This window comes from Mergibacter septicus (assembly GCF_003265225.1).
Taxonomy (GTDB): domain Bacteria; phylum Pseudomonadota; class Gammaproteobacteria; order Enterobacterales; family Pasteurellaceae; genus Mergibacter; species Mergibacter septicus.
Window position 1 is genome coordinate 658206 of record NZ_CP022013.1, and the last position, 18556, is coordinate 676761.

At 39.5% G+C, this 18556-nt stretch carries 22 protein-coding genes; 21 read left to right on the forward strand and 1 reads right to left on the reverse strand.

Annotated elements, in window-relative coordinates:
* The first annotated feature begins 77 nt into the window (after nucleotides 1–77).
* From CEP47_RS03190 to CEP47_RS03245, 12 genes are all read left to right on the forward strand, one after another.
* Nucleotides 78–1535, forward strand: a complete 1458-nt coding sequence (locus tag CEP47_RS03190) for a DUF935 domain-containing protein (protein WP_261919440.1) — start codon at nucleotides 78–80, stop codon at nucleotides 1533–1535.
* Nucleotides 1536–2819, forward strand: a complete 1284-nt coding sequence (locus CEP47_RS03195; RefSeq protein WP_261919439.1) for a phage minor head protein — start codon at nucleotides 1536–1538, stop codon at nucleotides 2817–2819.
* A gap of 198 nt (nucleotides 2820–3017) precedes the next feature.
* On the forward strand, nucleotides 3018–3479 hold the full coding sequence (locus tag CEP47_RS03200; RefSeq protein WP_261919438.1) for a phage virion morphogenesis protein: 462 nt from the start codon (nucleotides 3018–3020) through the stop codon (nucleotides 3477–3479).
* A 236-nt stretch (nucleotides 3480–3715) separates the two neighbouring features.
* On the forward strand, nucleotides 3716–4822 hold the full coding sequence (locus tag CEP47_RS03205) for a peptidase (protein ID WP_261919437.1): 1107 nt from the start codon (nucleotides 3716–3718) through the stop codon (nucleotides 4820–4822).
* A 23-nt stretch (nucleotides 4823–4845) separates the two neighbouring features.
* Entirely contained in the window at nucleotides 4846–5769 is a 924-nt protein-coding gene (locus CEP47_RS03210) for a major capsid protein (RefSeq protein WP_261919436.1), read from the forward strand.
* A gap of 64 nt (nucleotides 5770–5833) precedes the next feature.
* Nucleotides 5834–6106 carry a DUF1682 domain-containing protein gene (locus CEP47_RS03215; RefSeq protein ID WP_261919435.1) on the forward strand — a complete coding sequence of 91 codons (273 nt, stop codon included), beginning with the start codon at nucleotides 5834–5836 and terminating at the stop codon, nucleotides 6104–6106.
* Nucleotides 6107–6114: 8 nt separating this feature from the next.
* Nucleotides 6115–6546, forward strand: a complete 432-nt coding sequence (locus CEP47_RS03220; protein ID WP_261919434.1) for a gp436 family protein — start codon at nucleotides 6115–6117, stop codon at nucleotides 6544–6546.
* 1 nt (nucleotide 6547) lies between these two features.
* Entirely contained in the window at nucleotides 6548–6973 is a 426-nt protein-coding gene (locus tag CEP47_RS03225) for a Gp37 family protein (protein ID WP_261919433.1), read from the forward strand.
* Nucleotides 6974–7027: 54 nt separating this feature from the next.
* A complete protein-coding gene (locus CEP47_RS03230; RefSeq protein WP_261919432.1) occupies nucleotides 7028–8413 on the forward strand; it encodes a phage tail sheath family protein in 1386 nt (461 codons plus the stop codon).
* Nucleotides 8414–8422: 9 nt separating this feature from the next.
* Nucleotides 8423–8938, forward strand: a complete 516-nt coding sequence (locus CEP47_RS03235) for a phage major tail tube protein (RefSeq protein WP_261919431.1) — start codon at nucleotides 8423–8425, stop codon at nucleotides 8936–8938.
* 94 nt (nucleotides 8939–9032) lie between these two features.
* Nucleotides 9033–9344, forward strand: a complete 312-nt coding sequence (locus CEP47_RS03240) for a phage tail assembly protein (RefSeq protein ID WP_261919430.1) — start codon at nucleotides 9033–9035, stop codon at nucleotides 9342–9344.
* Nucleotides 9341–9493 carry a GpE family phage tail protein gene (locus CEP47_RS03245; RefSeq protein WP_261920996.1) on the forward strand — a complete coding sequence of 51 codons (153 nt, stop codon included), beginning with the start codon at nucleotides 9341–9343 and terminating at the stop codon, nucleotides 9491–9493. Before CEP47_RS03240 ends, CEP47_RS03245 begins: the two co-directional genes overlap by 4 nt.
* Here CEP47_RS03245 and CEP47_RS03250 read toward each other — a convergent pair.
* Nucleotides 9472–9810 carry a hypothetical protein gene (locus CEP47_RS03250; protein WP_261919429.1) on the reverse strand — a complete coding sequence of 113 codons (339 nt, stop codon included), beginning with the start codon at nucleotides 9808–9810 and terminating at the stop codon, nucleotides 9472–9474. The genes CEP47_RS03245 and CEP47_RS03250 overlap by 22 nt on opposite strands.
* A 53-nt stretch (nucleotides 9811–9863) precedes the next feature.
* On the opposite strand from CEP47_RS03250, the gene CEP47_RS03255 reads away from it, so the two are divergent.
* Genes CEP47_RS03255 through CEP47_RS03295 form a run of 9 tightly spaced genes read left to right on the forward strand, consistent with a single transcriptional unit; the run spans nucleotide 9864 to nucleotide 18556 of the window.
* Nucleotides 9864–12323, forward strand: a complete 2460-nt coding sequence (locus CEP47_RS03255) for a phage tail tape measure protein (RefSeq protein ID WP_265482670.1) — start codon at nucleotides 9864–9866, stop codon at nucleotides 12321–12323.
* On the forward strand, nucleotides 12323–13291 hold the full coding sequence (locus CEP47_RS03260; RefSeq protein ID WP_261919427.1) for a phage tail protein: 969 nt from the start codon (nucleotides 12323–12325) through the stop codon (nucleotides 13289–13291). Before CEP47_RS03255 ends, CEP47_RS03260 begins: the two co-directional genes overlap by 1 nt.
* Nucleotides 13284–13523 carry a tail protein X gene (locus CEP47_RS03265; RefSeq protein WP_261919426.1) on the forward strand — a complete coding sequence of 80 codons (240 nt, stop codon included), beginning with the start codon at nucleotides 13284–13286 and terminating at the stop codon, nucleotides 13521–13523. Before CEP47_RS03260 ends, CEP47_RS03265 begins: the two co-directional genes overlap by 8 nt.
* Nucleotides 13516–14679, forward strand: coding sequence for a phage late control D family protein (locus CEP47_RS03270; RefSeq protein WP_261919425.1), 1164 nt, complete (start codon nucleotides 13516–13518; stop codon nucleotides 14677–14679). The genes CEP47_RS03265 and CEP47_RS03270 overlap by 8 nt, the downstream gene beginning before the upstream one ends.
* Nucleotides 14669–15292: a phage baseplate assembly protein V gene (locus CEP47_RS03275; protein WP_261919424.1), complete on the forward strand. Its 624-nt coding sequence runs from the start codon at nucleotides 14669–14671 to the stop codon at nucleotides 15290–15292. Before CEP47_RS03270 ends, CEP47_RS03275 begins: the two co-directional genes overlap by 11 nt.
* Before the next feature lie 56 nt (nucleotides 15293–15348).
* On the forward strand, nucleotides 15349–15717 hold the full coding sequence (locus tag CEP47_RS03280) for a GPW/gp25 family protein (RefSeq protein WP_261919423.1): 369 nt from the start codon (nucleotides 15349–15351) through the stop codon (nucleotides 15715–15717).
* Nucleotides 15718–16821, forward strand: a complete 1104-nt coding sequence (locus tag CEP47_RS03285) for a baseplate assembly protein (protein WP_373463120.1) — start codon at nucleotides 15718–15720, stop codon at nucleotides 16819–16821.
* Nucleotides 16814–17392: a phage tail protein I gene (locus CEP47_RS03290; RefSeq protein ID WP_261919422.1), complete on the forward strand. Its 579-nt coding sequence runs from the start codon at nucleotides 16814–16816 to the stop codon at nucleotides 17390–17392. The genes CEP47_RS03285 and CEP47_RS03290 overlap by 8 nt, the downstream gene beginning before the upstream one ends.
* 39 nt (nucleotides 17393–17431) lie before the next feature.
* Nucleotides 17432–18556 carry a phage tail protein gene (locus CEP47_RS03295; protein ID WP_261919421.1) on the forward strand — a complete coding sequence of 375 codons (1125 nt, stop codon included), beginning with the start codon at nucleotides 17432–17434 and terminating at the stop codon, nucleotides 18554–18556.

An 18556-nucleotide genomic window follows, 5' to 3' on the forward strand; every position in this document is an offset into this window, starting at 1 on the left:
ATATCTATGACAAACCGTATTGGTGGGTATTTTTATTGCTTGCCACCTTTGTGCATTATGAAAAATAAGGAAAGCCGATGACACCAAAAAAACAAGATTTAGTGCGTGAAATTGCCACACGTGCCAGCGCTGTAGATTATTGGGCATTTATGCACTATTTACCCAATCCAGACCCTGTGTTGAAGAAAATGGGCAAAGATATTGCAGCATACCGTGAAATTTTATCCGATAGCCACGTAGGTGGGTGTGTACGCCGACGTAAAGCTGCAATCAAAGGGCTGGAATGGCGACTTACGCCAACAGGTAATAAAAAAGTAGATGAAATTTTGACTACGCTATTTGAACGCTTACCCCTTAATAGCATTATTAACCAAATTTTAGACGCTACACTGTTTGGTTATCAAGTGTTGGAGGTGATGTGGGCGGAAGAAAATGGCTTGCTATTGCCTACGGAAATAGTCGGCAAGCCGCAAGAATGGTTCATGTTTAGTGAAGAAAATAAACTTTTACTTCGCAATAAAAAAGAACACGATGGCAAGCCTGCACCTGAAATGAAGTTTTTACTGGCTACGCAACAGGCAGATTATATCAACCCTTATGGGCGTGCAGATTTGGCACTATGCTTTTGGGCAGCAACTTTTAAAAAAGGTGGATTAAAATTTTGGCTTCAGTTTGTCGAAAAATATGGTACACCTTGGCTCATTGGTAAACACCCAAGGCAAACCCAACCACACGAAATTGAAGACTTGCTAGATAGCATGGAAAAAATGCTGGGAACTGCGGTTGCGGCTATCCCGAATGATAGTACCGTTGAGCTAGTAGAAAGCAGCAGCAAAGGTGGCTCATCACAAGTCTTTGATGATTTTCTACGTTATTGTAAATCTGAAATTGCGATTGCTATTTTGGGACAAAACCAAACTACTGAAGCGGAAGCCAATCGTGCGAGTGCGACAGCAGGTCTTGAAGTGGCAAAAGCTATTCGGGATGAAGATGCCGCGATTGTCAAAGACTGTTTTAACCAACTTTTAAACTGGGTTTGCAAACTCAATTTTAATTTAGAAAAATACCCCACTTTTGAACTCTTTGAGCAAGAAAGTATTGATAAATTGCAAGCCGAACGTGATCAGTTACTCGCTAATATAGGGGTGCAATTTACCGAGCAATATTTAGTCCGTACTTATGGATTTGAGCAAGGTGATATTACGTTAGTTTCAAAACCAAATGAGGAACAAAAATCTACCGAATTTAATGAGTCTATGTCATCAATCCCTCGTAATATCGCTGATAGTATTGTTGAGCAACTAGAAATTGAAGCAGAAAGTCATGTGGATAATTGGTTACAGGCAATACAAGATAGACTGGCATCAGCTGAAAGCCTTGAGGATTTTCGCACTCAATTAGACAGCCTTATCCCAGAACTTGATTTTAGCGAATACGCCCAAGTAATGGCGTGGGCATCGACCAGTGCGGAGCTTGCTGGACGCTTTAGCGTTGCTCAAGAAAATCAGCAAAAAATTAACAAAAAGGAACGCTAAATGGCAATAGAAAACGGTTTCACCTTTAAAGAGCAAGTGCGCTATTTTGAGAAAAAGCTCAATTTGCCCACCGACAGCTATTTAGATGTATTAGGCGAAGAACACGACTATTTTTTTATGGTCGCAGGGGCAAATCGTAATGAATTAGTTAATGCTTTTCGTCAAGCTGTAGATGAAGCGATCACTAACGGTGAAACGCTACAAAGCTTTCGCAAACGCTTTGATAAAATTGTCGATAAAACAGGTTGGCAGTATAAAGGTGGACGTAACTGGCGCACACGGATTATTTACGACACCAATGTGTATGGCGCTTATAACCGTGGACGGTTAAAACAGCATTTAGATTTAGCCGATGTGATGCCTTATTGGGAATACATTCATAATGATAACAGCCACCCACGACCTCATCATGTAAAACTGCACGGTACTATCCGCCCTGCAAACGATCCTTTCTGGCGTTATTACTATCCAATCAAGGCGTATGGTTGTCATTGTACAGTAATCGCCCACGATAAAGATGATTTAGTGGAAATGGATAAGCACGTTTCACCACCTGTTGAAATTGAATTTGAAGATAAATTGGTTGGTGTGAGAAGTGGTAATCCAAGAACCATTAATCTCCCCAAAGGCTATGATGCAGGTTTTTCCCCACATAATTTTGACAACCTCACTGCAAGCAGAAATCAATCTGTGGATGCGGTGCTAATGCAAAAATTAAGTCAGTCTGAGCCACGCTTTGCGAGCCGTTTGATTAATGATGTGATTCGCCAACGCCCACAAGCAATCGCAATGTTAAACACCGCAATGACAGAGATGGTTGAAAGCGTTGCGAAAGAGAAACTCGCACGCGGTCAAATGAAGTATGTAGGTGTGCTGCATGATGATGTCTTGACTAAGTTAGATGGACTAGACAAAGCCCCGCAAAGTGCCGTGATTGCCGTGCGTGATCAAGATGTGTTACACGCCTTACGAGAAAGCAAGCAAGCTAAAGGCATTAATCTGCCGATTGAGTTTTGGAAACAGTTACCTGAAAAATTGCGTAATCCTAAAGCGATTTTACTCGAAAGCCAACAAAAACAGCCAACGTTAGTGTTTGTGTATGATACAGAACAAGGCAAGGTAGCGATCAAAATGGATTATGAGATACAAAAGCAAGATCCTCTAACGCAGAAAAAACAACGGGTCAAAGTAAATATGGTAAGAACGGCAAGCACAATAAAAAGCGATGTTGAATGGAATGATTTTAAGAAAAGCTATGACTTATTATGGGGGAATTTAGATTAGTGCGGTGGTTTGCCTGATTCGAACAGGATAATGACGGATGAAACATTGCCGCCAACCTTTCCAGTAGGAAACCCCCACCGCCGCTTGGTTTGCCTGATTCAAACAGGATAATACGGGCAGAACCGCAACCTTTCCAGTAGGAAACCTCCAAGCTCAAATACTATAAGCTAAACCCTTTTTTTACGCAATAGGTCGCCAATGATTAAAATTCAGCTTAAAAACGAACTTGCCAGCAAGCAAATCGCCCAAATTGCCACTCAGTTACAAAAGCCTCGCCAGCTCTATGGCGTGTTGGGCGAAACGTTGAAAAAAATTCACCAAGAACGCTTTAAACAAGAAGTTGATCCAGAGGGAAAAAAATGGCAAGCCCTTTCCCCGCAAACCAAAGCCCAAAAAGCTAAACGTCGAAAAAGTACAAAAATTTTACGTCAAGACGGTTATTTAAGTGATAAACTTGCTTACAATTATGATGAACATAGCGTGGAGTTTGGTAGCGATGCCAAATATGCTCGTCTTCATCAATTTGGCGGTAAGACGGGGAAAGGGAAAAAAGTTACTATTCCACAACGTCGTTGGTTAGGTGTCAGTCAACAAGATAAACAAATATTGCTGAGAAAAGCTACTGCACTTTTACAACGTCAAATTGAGCAAGTGTTATAGGATTTAAAATAACGCCATAATCACTCGCTGTGGCGTTTTTATTTTTAAGTAGGGTGATTCATTATCTAAAAAAATTTAAACGCTATTAAACGCATTTAAACGTCTTTTAAACGATTTGTAAAATAACATATCGACCAAATTTTAAAAATCCCCCAAAAAATCTTTAAACCACTTTAAAATCTTTTTTATTTCTCTTTCGGTAATCTATCAGTGTTTTAGCAATCAAGGACACTGATATGACCGTTATTGATATTTTTCGTGCAGGGCGTCGCCATGATGCCAATGGTAACTTAGTAGAGATTACTACTGCGTCGTTGCAGCAGGCAATTGATGCCTATGATCCACAATTTCACGAGTCCCCCGTGGTGATCGGACACCCTAAAGACAATCACCCTGCTTATGCGTGGGTGAAAGGCTTACAGCTTAACGGGGATACGTTACAAGCAGAACTTACTCAGATTGATCCTGACTTTGCCGAAATGGTACAGAACGGACGATTTAAAAAGGTGTCCGCGTCCTTTTATTTACCTGATAGTCCCAATAACCCCGTCGCAGGCAAGTTGTATTTACGCCACGTAGGTTTTCTTGGTGCTGTGCCACCTGCGGTAAAAGGTTTGCGTAATCCTGAATTTAGCGAAGAAGAACAAGGCATCGTTGAGTTTAGCGATTGGGCACAATCAAGCCTTTGGCGGCGACTAAGGGATTGGGTGATTGGTAAGTATGGACAGGATGAGGCGGATAAAGCCCTGCCTGATTATTTAGTGAGTTCGGTGCAAGAAGAAAGTATCCGTGGGGAATATCGCCATACTGATGCCCTTGTCCCTGACTTTAACGAAAACAATGCACAATCAGAAGGAGACCCCACAATGAGTGCAGAAGAAAAAGCTGAGCTTGACCGCCTACGTCAAGAAAATGAGCAACTAAAAGCGATACAAGCCAAAGTGGAAGCAGAAAAAGCCGAAGCAGAGCTTAACTCAGCCAAAGCCGAGAATGCGAGCTTTGCGGAAGCCTTAATTTCGGAAGGCAAACTTGCCCCGAAAAATAAAGACAAGGTGGTGTCAATGCTCAATGCAATGACAGTACAAGCAAAAGGTGGTGTTGTGGAATTTGAAGAAGGTGAAAGCCTTGTTCAGCAATTTAAAACCTACCTTAAAGAGCAGCCGAAAGTGGTGGAATTTGAGGAGGTAGCAACCAAAGACAAAGCTGTACCGCCTGCTGATGAAACAGTGGACTATGCTGAAGGTACAAGCCCAGCCAGCATTGATGCGGATAAACGCATTCGCGCCTATATGGGTGAGCACAATGTGGATTACACCACCGCATTTAATGCGTTATTTAACTAATTAACCAACAAGGAGCAATTTTTATGGCACTGGATTTATCAAAATTACGCGTACAAGACCCTGTACTCACCAATTTGGCTTATGGCTATCACAACAATGAACTGATTGGCGATACCTTAATGCCTATTGTCGAAATTGACAAAGAAGCGGCAAAAATCCCGACCTTTGGGCGTTTAGCCTTCCGTATTCCAACAACAACCCGTAACCTACGAGGTGCATCAAATCGCTTAGAGCCTGAAGATTTAGGTGCAATTGATGTCGCATTAGAAGAACATGATGCGGAATATGCTATTGATTATCGTGAAAGCAATGAGGCAAGTTTCCCACTGCGTCAATATGCTTTAAGCGTTATCCAAGATGTGATTGCTTTAGATCGTGAAAAACAAATCGCTACCCTTGCGCAAAACGAGGCGAGCTATGAAAGCACCAATAAAGTGGCATTATCTGGCACGAGTCAATTTAGTCACAAAGACTCCGACCCGTTTGTTGTCTTTGATGCTGCAAAACGTGCGATTAAACGCACCATTGGGCATAAAGCCAATGTGTGCGTGATTGCAGGCGACGTATGGGAAGTGCTGAAATCGCACCCGAAAGTGATTGAAAAAATTAAGTATGTACAAAAAGGCGTAATCACCCCTGAAATTTTTGCAGGCTTAATTGATATTGATACGGTGAAAATTGGTGAAGCCGTTTATGAAGAAAGTAGCCAATTAAAAGATATCTGGACAAAAACAGTCGTGCTGGCTTATGTACCGAAAACGGCCGATAAGAAAGGCACGGTGTATCAGCCAAGTTTTGGTTATACCGTCCGCCGCCGCAAAGGCTTGTTTGTGGACACCTACCAAGAAAGCGGTGGCAAGTTAGAGGTGGTGCGTTGTACCGATATTTATAAACCGCATTTAGTGGGCAAACCTGCGGGTTATTTAGTCAAAGACTGTATCGCTTAACCCTTTAAACCGCATTTAAACTGAATTTAAGTGCGGTTGAAAATATCAATTTTGGGAGAATGCTATGAACGAAAAATTACTCTATGCCGTGATTGGGGTTGCTATTTTGCATAACGGTAAACGTTATGAAGTGGGCGACACCCTTGAACTCACGCAAGAAGAAGCAGAAAACATCGCCTTGTATGTGGAATTAACAGAAAGTGCGAAAGAAAAGCTAGCACAGCAACAACGTCAAGCAGAAGAGGAAAAACGCCAAGCGGAAGAGGCTCAGCGTAAGAAGGAGGAAAAACAACGCAAGTCCAATACAGATAAAAATACCGATGAAACAACCGCATAGGAGCAGTGATGTATATCCAAACAACTGATCTGTTAGAGCTAATGAGTGAGCGAAGCCTGATTGATTTATCTAATGACAGTAGCCGTCCCACGGAAATGAACACCAACGTATTAGAAAAAGCTTGCTTACACGCCTGTGAAATAGTTGATGGGTATTTACGCTCTCGCTACTTGTTGCCATTAGAACAGGTGCCGACTTTAGTACGTAACATCTGTTTACAATTGGCACGCTATTGGCTCTATTCACGTCGCCCAGACGGTAAAGCCTTTCCCGAGCAGGTCAAAGACAGTTATACGCAGGCACTGAAAGATTTAGAGCGTATTCAGTCGGGCAAGTTACATCTTGGTCTGACAGAAATTACGATCGGCGACGATAGCGTGCCTACTGCACCACGTTTTGTCGCACGTGCACCCGAAAAAGTGGATTTATCAGGGTATTAATATGTCTGCCACGTTGCCTATTTTAACGAGTATCCAACAACGCTTACTCAAACAGCTCGATCGCTTTACTGTGGAATTATTTCCTGATGATTTAGCCAATTATTATGTCAGAGATGAATACGGCACGATTTTAGTGCAATACGCTGGCTCAAAATTTGAATTGCAAGGCAGTACCGACCTTATTCATCAACGTCGTTATGTCAATATTGCATTGACAGTGATCGCACGTAGTCAACACGATGACAGTGGCGCATTAGAGGTGCTAGATAAGGTTCGTTTAGCAATAGTGGGATTTCGACCAACTAATTGCGAACCATGCACGCTAATTAGCGAACAATTTGGGGGTGAAGACGAAGGGCTTTGGCAGTATCAGATCATCGTACAAACTAGCACGTGGCAAGTAGAGCAACGTGAACACAAGATTTAACGAAATTAAACACCGCACTGCTTACAGTGTGTGGGAACATAGAGGAGAAAGAAAATGGCTTTTCACCACGGAACAGAAACAAAACGTGTAACAGGTGGATCCGTCCCTGTACAAACTGTTGATGGTGCAATTATTGGTATCGTTGGCACCGCACCAATTGGGGTAGTTAATGACCTTACACTTTGTCAGACTAAAAAAGATTTTGCCCGTTTCGGTACAATTACAGGTAAAGGTTTTACTCTACCTGATGCCTTTGATATTTTGAGTCGCTATGCCAGTGGGCAAGTGTATGTCGTCAATGTATTAGATCCAACACGACACCAAACACAAGTGAATGATGAGACTTTGACACCAGATCCTAACACGCTAATTACTAATACTGCACATCCCGCTTTATTAACGCTTACCGTTAAAGCAGATAGTACGCCTTTGACAGAAGGTACAGATTACATTGTAGATATGCAAACAGGTGAAATCCGTCTAAAAGCGAGTCAGTCAAATTTAACGGCAACTTATACCTATGCTGACCCAACGAAAGTAACGGAAGCAGAAATTAAAGGTGGTGTAGAAAGTAGCACAGGCACACGTAAAGGTTTTGAGTTATTGCGAGATGGCTTTAATAAATTTGGTGCTGATGCCAAAATCCTCATTTGCCCCGAATACGACAAAACCGCTAGCGGTGCAGCAGCGTTACAAGTTCTTGCAGAACAATTAAAAGCCGTGGCATACGTTCAACTTCCTCAAGGCACCAGCTTGTCTAAAGCGATTGAAGGACGAGGGCCACTTGGCACAATCAATGCGAAAGCCAGTTCCGAACGAGTTCGCCACTTCTATCCTTATACACAGGGTATGAGCAATGGACTAGAAAGTCTTGCCACTCACGCCGCAGGGCTTCGAATGAAAACCGATGTAGAACAAGGTTACTGGTTCTCAACTTCCAACCGAGAATTACTCGGAGTAATCGGTATGGAAATACCACTTACAGCGAGAATTGATGATATTCAATCCGAAACTAACCGCCTCAATGCCGTAGGCATCACCACCATTTTCAACAGTTTTGGTACAGGGTTTAGACTCTGGGGTAACCGATCAAGTTGCTATCCAACTGTTACCCACATCATCAACTTTGAAACCGCCCTACGCACAGGGGATTTAATTGATGAATCCATTCGTCGTACTGAATTACAGTTTATAGACCGCCCAATTGATGATGCACTCATCGACAGCTTACTTGAAACTATCGACACCTACCTACGTTCTTTGAAAAGCATAGTCGGCTACAACGTAAACTTCGATTACGACTACGATCTAGTAGATGCATTCAGTAAAGGACAAGTCCCAATTGTCTATGATTATACGCCTAAAATACCTGCAGAAAGGATAACGAATACCAGCATAATGACCCGTAAATACCTAATAAATTTAGTGTCAAAAGGATAAGGAGAAAAAATGAGTATCGCAATCAATCAAATTGTCAATGCTAACGTTTACTTAAATGGTAATTCATTATTAGGCAAAGCCAAAGAAGTTAAACTTCCTGATATTGAGTTTGAGCAAATTGAGCACAAAAGCTTAGGGTTAATCGGCACAATTAAACTGCCAGCAGGATTAAATGCACTTCAGGCAGAAATCACTTGGCAAAGCTTTTATCCTGATATACGTCGCCAGAATTATAATCCAATGAAAAACCAACAATTAATGATTCGCTCTAATCTACAAGCCTTTAATTCTCAAGGCTTAATTGATGAGCAATCAATGGTAACCATTATGAATGTTCAGTTTTCTAAAACCACTGGCGGTTCTATAAAACCGAAAGAAGCAACAGAACACCAAGATACTTGTGAAGTCTATTCAATTAAACAAAGTGTCGGCGGTAAAGAAATCTTATTCTATGATGCCTTTGCCAATATCTTACGGATTGATGGCAAAGATGTTTTACAAAAATACCGCACTAACATTGGGTAGCCATTCTTTAAACAAGTTTAAAATCTATTTCAATTCAAATTGATTAAACTCCTAATAACAAGGCATTAATGATGAAACTATGAAGGAATTTTTTATGAATCAAGCCACGACTTTACTTAAAAATCTTCAAGCATACACAACCTACACGTTAAGTTATCCAATTACTCAACCAGACGGCACTCAAATTAAAGAAGTTGTTTTACGACGGATTAAAGGAAGTGATCAAGCTGCTTTTGAAAGTCAACAATTTGATATGGAAAAAGACAATTACAAAATTAATAGATTTTTCATTGTCCGTCTCTCAAATTTACTTCCAGAAGACGTTGATGAGATGGATTTAAAAGATATCTTGGGACTTGGAGAGCTTATTACTAAGTTAATTAATGAGGGAAAGTCAGACAAATAAGCGATCTTGATGAAGTATTTGCTGATCTCGCTTGGTGGTTTGGTTTTTCTCCAAGCGAGTTAATGGAGATGGATTTAGTCGATATTCCTAAATGGGTAAAGCAAATGCAAAGACAAATTAAAGCAGGTTATGGGCAAATTTTTCGATAAATTTTTTCACCAAGCCAAATGATACCACCGAATATAAAGGAGATACCTGTAATCAGTGGTAAATAAATAAAGCTTAATCCGAGTAAAATCAAACAGTAAAGTGCGATCAATAGACAAGCTAAGATAATGCTACTGAAAAGATTGCCTGTTAACATCGGAATAACATTTGCCCAATAAAGCCAGCTAATCCAAAGTATGCCTCCAATCAGCAAAGTTAGCAGACAAATTTTAAGGCTTTTTTCTGCTAAACCTTGCTTTTTCCAATCAGCAAATAACAGGTAAACACTCTCTATCAAATCGTAAAAGTTATTCAACATTGATTTTCCTTAATAAAGAATTTTATGTCATTTTCTAACATAGGTACACGCTTATGGCAAATAATTTAGCAATCGGCTTAGTAATAGGTGCAAGTTTACAATCAGGCTTTCAAGCCGCCTTTAGTAAAACTGAAAATGCTTTAAAGCGAGTTAATCAAGCCATAGCCAAAGGTACAGAACGTCAACAAGGGTTAAGTGCTGCATTAGTCAAGTTAAAACAACGCCAAAAAGAAGCTGTGCAAGCAGTTACACAGGCTAGAATGTCTGGCAGTAACCTTGCCAATGCCATTACTCAATATCGCCGTTTAAGCCAACAAATAAAACTTGCCGAACAAAACCAGCTTGCCTATGCCAATGCACTAAAGCGTGCTGAAGCAATACAAAGTAAATTAAATCAAGCTTTAATCAAGCAACAAGACCAACACGCCTATCGCCAAGAACTAAAAGGTAAAGCCCTTGGCACGTTAGGTTTTGCCATAAGTGCCGCTGCTCCAATTAAAGCTGCCATTGATTTTGAAAGTGCAATGGCGGATGTGAAAAAAGTGGTAGATTTTGATACGCCAGAAGGCTTTAAAAAACTGAGCAAAGAGATTTTAGAACTAACTAATACTTTGCCTATGACCGCAGAGCAACTCGCTACCATCACGGCAACAGGTGGGCAATTAGGCGTTGCTGAAAAAGATTTAAAAGCCTTCACCACAACCATTGCTAAAATGTCAGTTGCCTTTGATATGTCGGCAGATGAATCAGCTGATGCAATGGCGAAACTTGCCAACGTTTACGCCATCCCGATTAACGAAATTGACAAACTAGGTGATGCGATAAACGAACTATCCAACAATAGCCCAGCTAAAGCGGAACAAATTGTTAAAGTACTAGGGCGAATTGGTGGAACAGCGAAAGATTTTGGTTTAACACAAAATGCTGCTACAGCCTTATCTTCTGCTTTTATCAGTCTGGGGAAACCTGCTGAAGTCGCAGGGACAGCCATTAATGGTATGTTGACGAAATTAGCAACCGCAGATAAAGGCGGAAAGAAATTTCAAGAAGCCTTAAGTATTATTGGGATTTCAGCCAAACAACTGAAAGCAAATATTGCTAAAGATGGCGAAAAAGCCTTGGTCGATTTTCTCAATAAAGTGGCGAAACTGCCAAAATCGCAACGCACTGGCATATTGGTTGATATTTTCGGCTTAGAATATGCCGATGATGTCAGTTTATTAGCAGGTAACGTCAATGTACTTGAAAAACAATTAGGATTATTAAAACAAACCGATCAAAATGGGCAAGCAAGTTATCTTGGTTCAATGTCGAAAGAGTTCTCTGCTAGAGCGGCAACTACTTCTGCTCAACTTCAAACCCTCAAAAATAATGTTGTAGCATTAGCGATTACTATTGGTTCAACAGTTTTACCTGCAGTAAATCAATTCGTTAGTTACTTAAAGCCAATGGTTAAATCTATTACCAACTGGGCAGAACAACACCCAACTTTAGTTAAAGGTTTGATGGGATTTGTATCAGGACTGGTTGGCTTAAAAGTCGCAACCTTAGGGGTACAATTCTTATTTAGTGGACTGATTTCAACTTTCAACGGCGTAAATATTGCTTTAAACAGTATTAAAGCACTGCACGTCTCCGCTCAAATCCTACAATTAAGCGGTTGTGCAGGTAGCTTAGCAAAAGCTTTTGGTGTAGTGAAAACCGCTGTTTTTGCTTTAGGTCGTGCCATGTTAGCCAATCCCATTTTATTAATTGTTACTGCCATTGCAGGTGCCGCTTATCTCATTTATCAATATTGGGAACCGATTAAAGGCTTTTTCTCTCATCTTTGGCAAAATTTGAAAGACTTTTTCACCTCAGGCATTGGAAATATCACCCAAACTATTCTTAATTGGTCGCCATTTGGCTTGTTTTACAAAGCCTTTAGTAAAGTATTGGGCTGGTTTGGTATTGAGTTACCAAATAATTTTAGTGAATTTGGTAAAAATATTATTGATGGTTTAGTGAATGGGATCAGTAATGCGTGGAATACAGCCAAAGAGAAAGTCAGTGAATTAGGTACAGGAGTAAAAAATTGGTTTAAAGAAAAACTGGGTATTCATAGTCCTAGCCGTGTATTTATGGGGTTTGGTCAAAATACCGTTGAAGGATTAGCAATCGGGATCACTCAAAAAACAGCGTTAGCCAATAAAGCCAGTGATAATCTTGCCCAATCAGTTACTCAATCTTCTAAAAAATTAGATATCAGCACCGAGTTTGCAAATCAAGAAAGTAATGAACAAATTAGAAGTAACTATCGTCCTCTTTCTGAGAGTGTAACCTCCCCCCTAAATTCAGCACAACAAGAACCATCAAGGGTATTTAATATTAATTTTAATCCTACTATTAACCTTACATCTCACCAAGATAGTGCAGTTTTAAATCAGGTTAAACAAGGGTTAAATATGAGTTTAACTGAGTTTGAACGATTGTTAGAACGTGTACAAGATCAAAAACGTCGGAGAGCCTATTAATGTATCTAATGCTAGGTAAAGTTATTCTTGAACCGATTAACCTCACCGCTTTTAGTGAAACTCAAAGCGCCAACTTTGCCGAACATCCAGTGCTAAAAGGTAGACCCTTATTGCAAGCAATGGGTTTAAATTTGGCAGAAAAAAATCTTGAAGTAAGATTACATTATCAACTTGGCAAAGTTGAACAACGTTATCAAGCATTATTATCTGCTAAAAATAGTCAACAAGCATTAGCATTCATCTTTGGTAGGGGAAAATTCATTGGTTATTTCGTTATTACTGAATTGAACTCAACCACAGTATTTACCGATCAATACGGTAATGTATTGTGTCGGGAAATATCACTCAAACTCAAAGAATATGCGGGGAAAATTAAACCACCAAAACAAGGTGTAGCCCTTCAAAAAGGGAAGGACGATATTTTAGGTTCAATTATCCCTAAAGACGTGATCAAAACCCTGAATCAAGCTAAAGCTACTTTAAAAAAAGGCGTTGAAACTTTTCAAAAGACAATGCGAACGCTTAATGCTGTACGTAACACGGTTAGCGTTATGCAAAATTTAGTTCACGAACCACAATTAGCGTTAGCTCAACTACCAAATGTGGTCAGTGATCTAAATTCTGCATTAGGTGGTATTGGTGAACTAGTTGGTATGCAACAGACGTTTAGCCAACTACAAGATGGATTAAGTGTAGTTGGTGAATTTACGCAAGGCGTTGCACAAACTCATCATTATTTGCAACAAACTAGCCATATTTTCCAATCTGAATTTAATCTGGAAAATCTGGAGGATTTACTTAATCTAGGTTCAAATGCCTTAGATAACACCTTAGAAACAATCAATAATCTCTCCGCTTCAGTACAAAAAATGGGGGCTTTTGTCGTATTGCGACAAGATGAAATCCTATCTAAAGAGATTGTTGAGCAATCACAACTGTATAAGCCAAAGGAAATACGCAATGGATAATACTGGTAAAACAGCTTTAATTCATCAGGTTAAACAATGCGAACGCTGGGATAATCTGGCTTACCATTATTATGGTGATCCGTTGCTATATAGTCACATTATTGATGCAAACCCTCAACTCGCTTTTTATGAAGTGTTACCTGTTGGGGTTACTGTATTTATTCCTGTTTTGACTGTAACACCTACATCTAATGATACTATGCCACCTTGGCTAAGGGAAAATAATGAATAAATCTAATATACCAACACCTGATTTTTCGTTGTTTTATCAAAAAACGAATATTACTGCTGACCTTGAACCATATTTACTTTCTATTAGTTATACCGATTATTTAGAAGGGCAAAGCGATGAACTGTCACTTGAATTTACCGATCCTGATGGTAAATGGATTAGAAGTTGGTTTCCAACCCAAGGTGATAAACTCAGCCTTTCATTAGGCTATAAAGGTTCGCCATTAGTCAATCTAGGGGATTTTGAGATTGATGAAATTGAGTATCTTTATCCCAGCTCACAAATTCATATTCGTGCATTAAGTACAGGAATTTCAAAAAGCTATCGTACATTAAAACCAAAAGCATATGAAAATACAACCCTAGCTCAAGTTGTTGCTACTATCGCTAAACGTATGAAGTTAAAAGTAATTGGACAGATAAAACCTATTCCAATTGTGCGCGTTACTCAGTATCAAGAGCGAGATTTAGAATTTCTTACTCGACTGGCTAGGACCTATCATCATTCTTTTAAGATTGTGGGTGAACAGCTAGTTTTTACAGACAAAGCGACATTTATTGAACGTCAAAGTGTATTAACCTTAGAACCAGAACAGATTAAAACTATTCGCTTGCGAGATCGCATTAGAGATACGGTGAAAAAAGTCAATGTATCAGGCTTTGATAGTAATGGTAAGAAAGTATTAAAACAATCCAAAGAGGCATCAATACAACGTCAAACTATTCAACAAGCAGCTATCTCAAATGGGGATACATTGAATATTACGACTCGAGGAGAAAGCCAAGAGCAAATTAACGCAATGACTGATGCAGCATTAGCACAACAAAATGAAGATAGACAAGCAGGTACAATCACATTACTAGGTGATCCTAAATTAGTCGCAGGCAATACATTACGATTGCGTAAACTCGGTGTATTTAGTGGCAAGTATTTAATTACCTCTTCACGCCATCATTTAACCCGTTCTTCTGGTTTTACCACTGAAATTGAGGTGAGAATGCTGGAATTTATCCCCGATAATATTGTTGAGGAAAAAACATCACAACCAAAAAACGTGAAAGAAATTATTAAACAAACACCACACCAGCCTAAAACATATCAGCAAACGATGTCTGCCTTAATTAATCTTGTTGGAGAGAAAGCGAATGCTAACTAATTTATGTTCCCATAATTTTTCAGCGACTTATCAAGAAGGGATTATTAGTCAAATCGATCCTAAAACACACAAAGTACGTTGTGTGTTACCTGCATTAGATAACTTAGAAACGGCGTGGCTTTCTTATCTTACTCCCAATGCAGGCGGTAATCAGTTTTATTGTCTGCCCGACGTAGGCGCATTGGTCGCAATACTCCTCGATGCACGCGGTGAGGGCGGTTGTGTGTTAGGAGCAATTTATAACCAACAAGATCCTGTGCCTGTGGCAGACAGTGAGGTGTTTATGCTCAAATTTAAAAATGGCACAATCATCTCACACAATCGCGCAACAGGTGATGTGGTAATTGATGCGGTGGGAACGGTATTAGTCAAATCCCCTAGCCTAATCACGCTTGATTGCTCGGAGACAAAAACCACAGGCAACTTGCTTGTAGAAGGCTCATTAACCTACATGCAAGGCATGACGGGTAACGGCGGTTCTGGTGGTACAACGGCGGTGATCAATGGCTCACTTAAAACACAAGGTGGTGATATTACAGCCGATAATATCAGTCTGAAAAAACACGTGCATACTGAGCAAGGCGACGGTAATGATACAAGTGTCGCCAAATAAAAATCTTTAAACTACTTTAAAATCAATTTCCTTTCTTGTCCTGTAATATCAGGGCTATGAATACACATACTCACTTAACGACACATTGGCAACTTGCCCCGAATAATGAAACACAATCTATTATTCAGGGTATTGAAGACATTCATCTTTGTATTGCCAACATTCTCAATACCATAAAAGGCAGTGATATTTTACGTCCTGATTTTGGCAGTGATCATTTTCAATATCTTGACCAGCCTGAAGATATTGCTATTCCAAATATCGTCCGAGAAATTGTCTTAGCATTACAAACTTGGGAAAAACGTATTCAGATTGAAAATATCCGTATCACAGGTACCGCTCCCCATTTTTACTTTATGCTGGAATGGGTTGTAACCGATGATGTTTCTCAACAACTATACATTACAGAAATCAAGGCTAGTTAAATGAAACAGATTCAAGCAACTGATGTTAAAATAGTCGATGATGATCTGCAAAAAATCCTTACGGAAACTATTACAGATTACGAAAACCGCACGGGTAAAACCCTGCAACCCGCTCATATTGAACGTTCTATTATTCAAACTTATGCCTACCGTGAATTTTTAGTACGTAAAGGTATTAATGAAGCGTTTTTACAAACATTTCCACAATTTGCAACAGGGCTAGCATTAGATCTGTGTGGAGAGATTATTGGTTGTCATCGCCTAGAAAATCAAGCTGCTCGTTGTCTTATTCGTTTTAGTCTTAACGGTGAACATGATGATCTCACTATTGAAAAAGGGACAAAAGTTTTTGCCACTGATACTTTATACTTTTCGACCCTTACAACGGTTAAAATTGCACGCAATCAACAATATACTGATGTTGAAGCTATCGCTAATTTAACAGGAGAAATTGGTAATGATTGGCAAATTGGACAAGTAAAAAAACTTGTCAATGTTAATCCAGCTTTAACCGCGAGTAATTTAGATGTAAGTTCAGGTGGAATTATTACAGAATCTGATGATGATTATCGTAAACGTATTTTACTTGCTCCTGAAGCATTAACAACCTGTGGTTCTATCGGGGCTTATACTTATCACACCTTTAGTGTCTCTCCCTCTATTGCCGATGTCGTTATTTCAACACCAATTGCTGGTACAGTACAAATCACAGTCTTAACCAAAAATGGTTTACCTTCAGCGAGTTTATTAAAACAAATTAAACAAGCATTAAATGCTGAAAATGTTCGTCCTCTTTGCGATAACGTTGAGGTTGTTGCACCAGAAAAAATCAATTATCAAATTAACGCCCGTTTAGATTTATTTTCAGGTTTTATCGCACAAGATGTTCTTGTTCGAGCAAATCTTGCGATTCGCCATTATCTATCTAATCGTAGTAAAAAATTGGGTATTGATATTATTCCACTTGAAATTCAAAGCATTTTAAAAGTTGAAGGCGTCTATAACGTGCATTTAACGTCTCCTGCCTTAATTGAAGTCGCCTCAAACCGATGGGCGGAATGTAGTGAGGTTCAAATTAGTTTAGGAGAGGTAAAAAATGGCTAAATTAGTTTATCCAAATATGATTGCCAAAGATAAAAAATTTAGTGCATTAGCCGATTTAGGTTTATCTCTGTATCAACTAAAACAACATCAACTACTGACTAATTTTATTGATTTAATGCCAACAGAATACCTCTTTTTGCTTGCTGAAAAATGGTCAGTAATAGGCGAAGATGGATGGGATTTAGCTGAAAGTGAAACTGCAAAACGCAATTTAATCAAACAAGCCGTTGAATTACATCATTATAAAGGAACACCTTATGCTATTCGCCAAGTTATTCGTCAATTAGGGTTTGGTGAAGTAGAAATCATTGAGGGACTAAACAATAAAAAATATAACGGGGAAATTAACTATAGTGGAATTTTTACTCATAACGCTCCAACAGCATGGGCAAGTTATGTAGTAGTGTTAAGAAAGATTATTACTCGTGATCAAGCACAACAATTGCGACAAATATTACGTTACTTTGCTCCCGCTCGTTGTCAGTTAGTCGCCCTTGATTATCGTGAAACCGCATTACGTTATAACGCTACGGCTACGTTTAATGGGGAATTTTCTTTTGGTACAGCGTGATGGCATACCTAATTTTTAATTATAGAAGGAACAGAAAACATGGCAAATCTTCAAGTTAGTCCCAGCTGGGAAACAGGTATTTATCAAATAGAAACCTCAGATCCAGTGGTTGGCGGAGAAAACGGCATTGCAAATCGACAAGCAAAACAACTTGCTGCACGTACGCTCTATCTTAAACAACAATTAGAAACACTAGCAAACAAACGTGCTAGCACAACACAGATCGGGCAAGTACAATTAACTAATGCAACTGATTCAAACAGTGAAACACTTGCATTAACTGCCAAAGCAGGAAAAACTCTAGCTGAGCAAATTCTCCAAGTTTCACGTGCTATTCCAACTCAATACACACCCACAGCAGCTACTACAACACAAGCAGGGATAGTACAACTTTCAAATGAAACAAACAGCAATGCTGAAAACAAAGCTCCGACGTTGAAAGCTCTAAAAAGCTTAAATACTAAAATTGAGGGCAGAATATTAGATGCTGATTCTTCCCAGAATGTACGTCCCTATTCGATACCTGCAAACGGAAAATCCCAGTTTTATAGATCAGCCGGGTATGAAAAACCAAGCGATTTACAACAAGCACATAATTATGGGTGTGGAATTGCGATTAGAACAGGTGCAACAAATAGTGGATTTGCAGATATTTATATCCCTCACACTGCGAACGGAAATGCTGAATTTTGGGTAAGAAACGGCTATCAGGGGTTTGCACACAGCAACTGGACTGTTTTTAAGCCACTGCCACCTATAACCTCAGTAGTGAATGATAACTCTGAAAATAAAATCGCAACAGCAAGGGGCGTTAAAACAGCGTATGACAAAGCTGTTGAAGCATTAAATAAAGCAAATGAAAGCCAATTCACGCAAAATTTAGCACAAAATGGTTGGTGTCGGATGCCTAATGGTTTGATTCTGCAATGGGGCTTTCTTTCTAAATCATCATTGAGTGGTTCTTATGCGACAGTAACTTTTCCGATTTCTTTTACAGAAATATTTAATATTTCTTTAACTGCAGCTGCTAGGGGAGTCGATGGAGATAATAGTCATTATATTGATACTGGAGTACATAATCTTACAAATCAATCGTTTAGGGTTTTTTCATGGTGGAATGGCGGAAATTTTGATGGATTTTACTGGACAGCAATCGGGAAATAA

Bases quoted from the DNA above. Each gene is read 5' to 3' on its own strand.
- CEP47_RS03195 (WP_261919439.1), top strand. From the start codon at position 1,536: ATGGCAATAGAAAACGGTTTCACCTTTAAAGAGCAAGTGCGCTATTTT.
- CEP47_RS03205 (WP_261919437.1), top strand. From the start codon at position 3,716: ATGACCGTTATTGATATTTTTCGTGCAGGGCGTCGCCATGATGCCAAT.
- CEP47_RS03275 (WP_261919424.1), top strand. From the start codon at position 14,669: ATGCTAACTAATTTATGTTCCCATAATTTTTCAGCGACTTATCAAGAA.
- CEP47_RS03260 (WP_261919427.1), top strand. From the start codon at position 12,323: ATGTATCTAATGCTAGGTAAAGTTATTCTTGAACCGATTAACCTCACC.
- CEP47_RS03270 (WP_261919425.1), top strand. From the start codon at position 13,516: ATGAATAAATCTAATATACCAACACCTGATTTTTCGTTGTTTTATCAA.
- CEP47_RS03215 (WP_261919435.1), top strand. From the start codon at position 5,834: ATGAACGAAAAATTACTCTATGCCGTGATTGGGGTTGCTATTTTGCAT.
- CEP47_RS03220 (WP_261919434.1), top strand. From the start codon at position 6,115: ATGTATATCCAAACAACTGATCTGTTAGAGCTAATGAGTGAGCGAAGC.
- CEP47_RS03295 (WP_261919421.1), top strand. From the start codon at position 17,432: ATGGCAAATCTTCAAGTTAGTCCCAGCTGGGAAACAGGTATTTATCAA.
- CEP47_RS03280 (WP_261919423.1), top strand. From the start codon at position 15,349: ATGAATACACATACTCACTTAACGACACATTGGCAACTTGCCCCGAAT.
- CEP47_RS03230 (WP_261919432.1), top strand. From the start codon at position 7,028: ATGGCTTTTCACCACGGAACAGAAACAAAACGTGTAACAGGTGGATCC.
- CEP47_RS03200 (WP_261919438.1), top strand. From the start codon at position 3,018: ATGATTAAAATTCAGCTTAAAAACGAACTTGCCAGCAAGCAAATCGCC.
- CEP47_RS03190 (WP_261919440.1), top strand. From the start codon at position 78: ATGACACCAAAAAAACAAGATTTAGTGCGTGAAATTGCCACACGTGCC.
- CEP47_RS03250 (WP_261919429.1), bottom strand. From the start codon at position 9,810: ATGTTGAATAACTTTTACGATTTGATAGAGAGTGTTTACCTGTTATTT.
- CEP47_RS03225 (WP_261919433.1), top strand. From the start codon at position 6,548: ATGTCTGCCACGTTGCCTATTTTAACGAGTATCCAACAACGCTTACTC.
- CEP47_RS03240 (WP_261919430.1), top strand. From the start codon at position 9,033: ATGAATCAAGCCACGACTTTACTTAAAAATCTTCAAGCATACACAACC.
- CEP47_RS03210 (WP_261919436.1), top strand. From the start codon at position 4,846: ATGGCACTGGATTTATCAAAATTACGCGTACAAGACCCTGTACTCACC.
- CEP47_RS03290 (WP_261919422.1), top strand. From the start codon at position 16,814: ATGGCTAAATTAGTTTATCCAAATATGATTGCCAAAGATAAAAAATTT.
- CEP47_RS03235 (WP_261919431.1), top strand. From the start codon at position 8,423: ATGAGTATCGCAATCAATCAAATTGTCAATGCTAACGTTTACTTAAAT.
- CEP47_RS03265 (WP_261919426.1), top strand. From the start codon at position 13,284: ATGGATAATACTGGTAAAACAGCTTTAATTCATCAGGTTAAACAATGC.
- CEP47_RS03285 (WP_373463120.1), top strand. From the start codon at position 15,718: ATGAAACAGATTCAAGCAACTGATGTTAAAATAGTCGATGATGATCTG.
- CEP47_RS03255 (WP_265482670.1), top strand. From the start codon at position 9,864: ATGGCAAATAATTTAGCAATCGGCTTAGTAATAGGTGCAAGTTTACAA.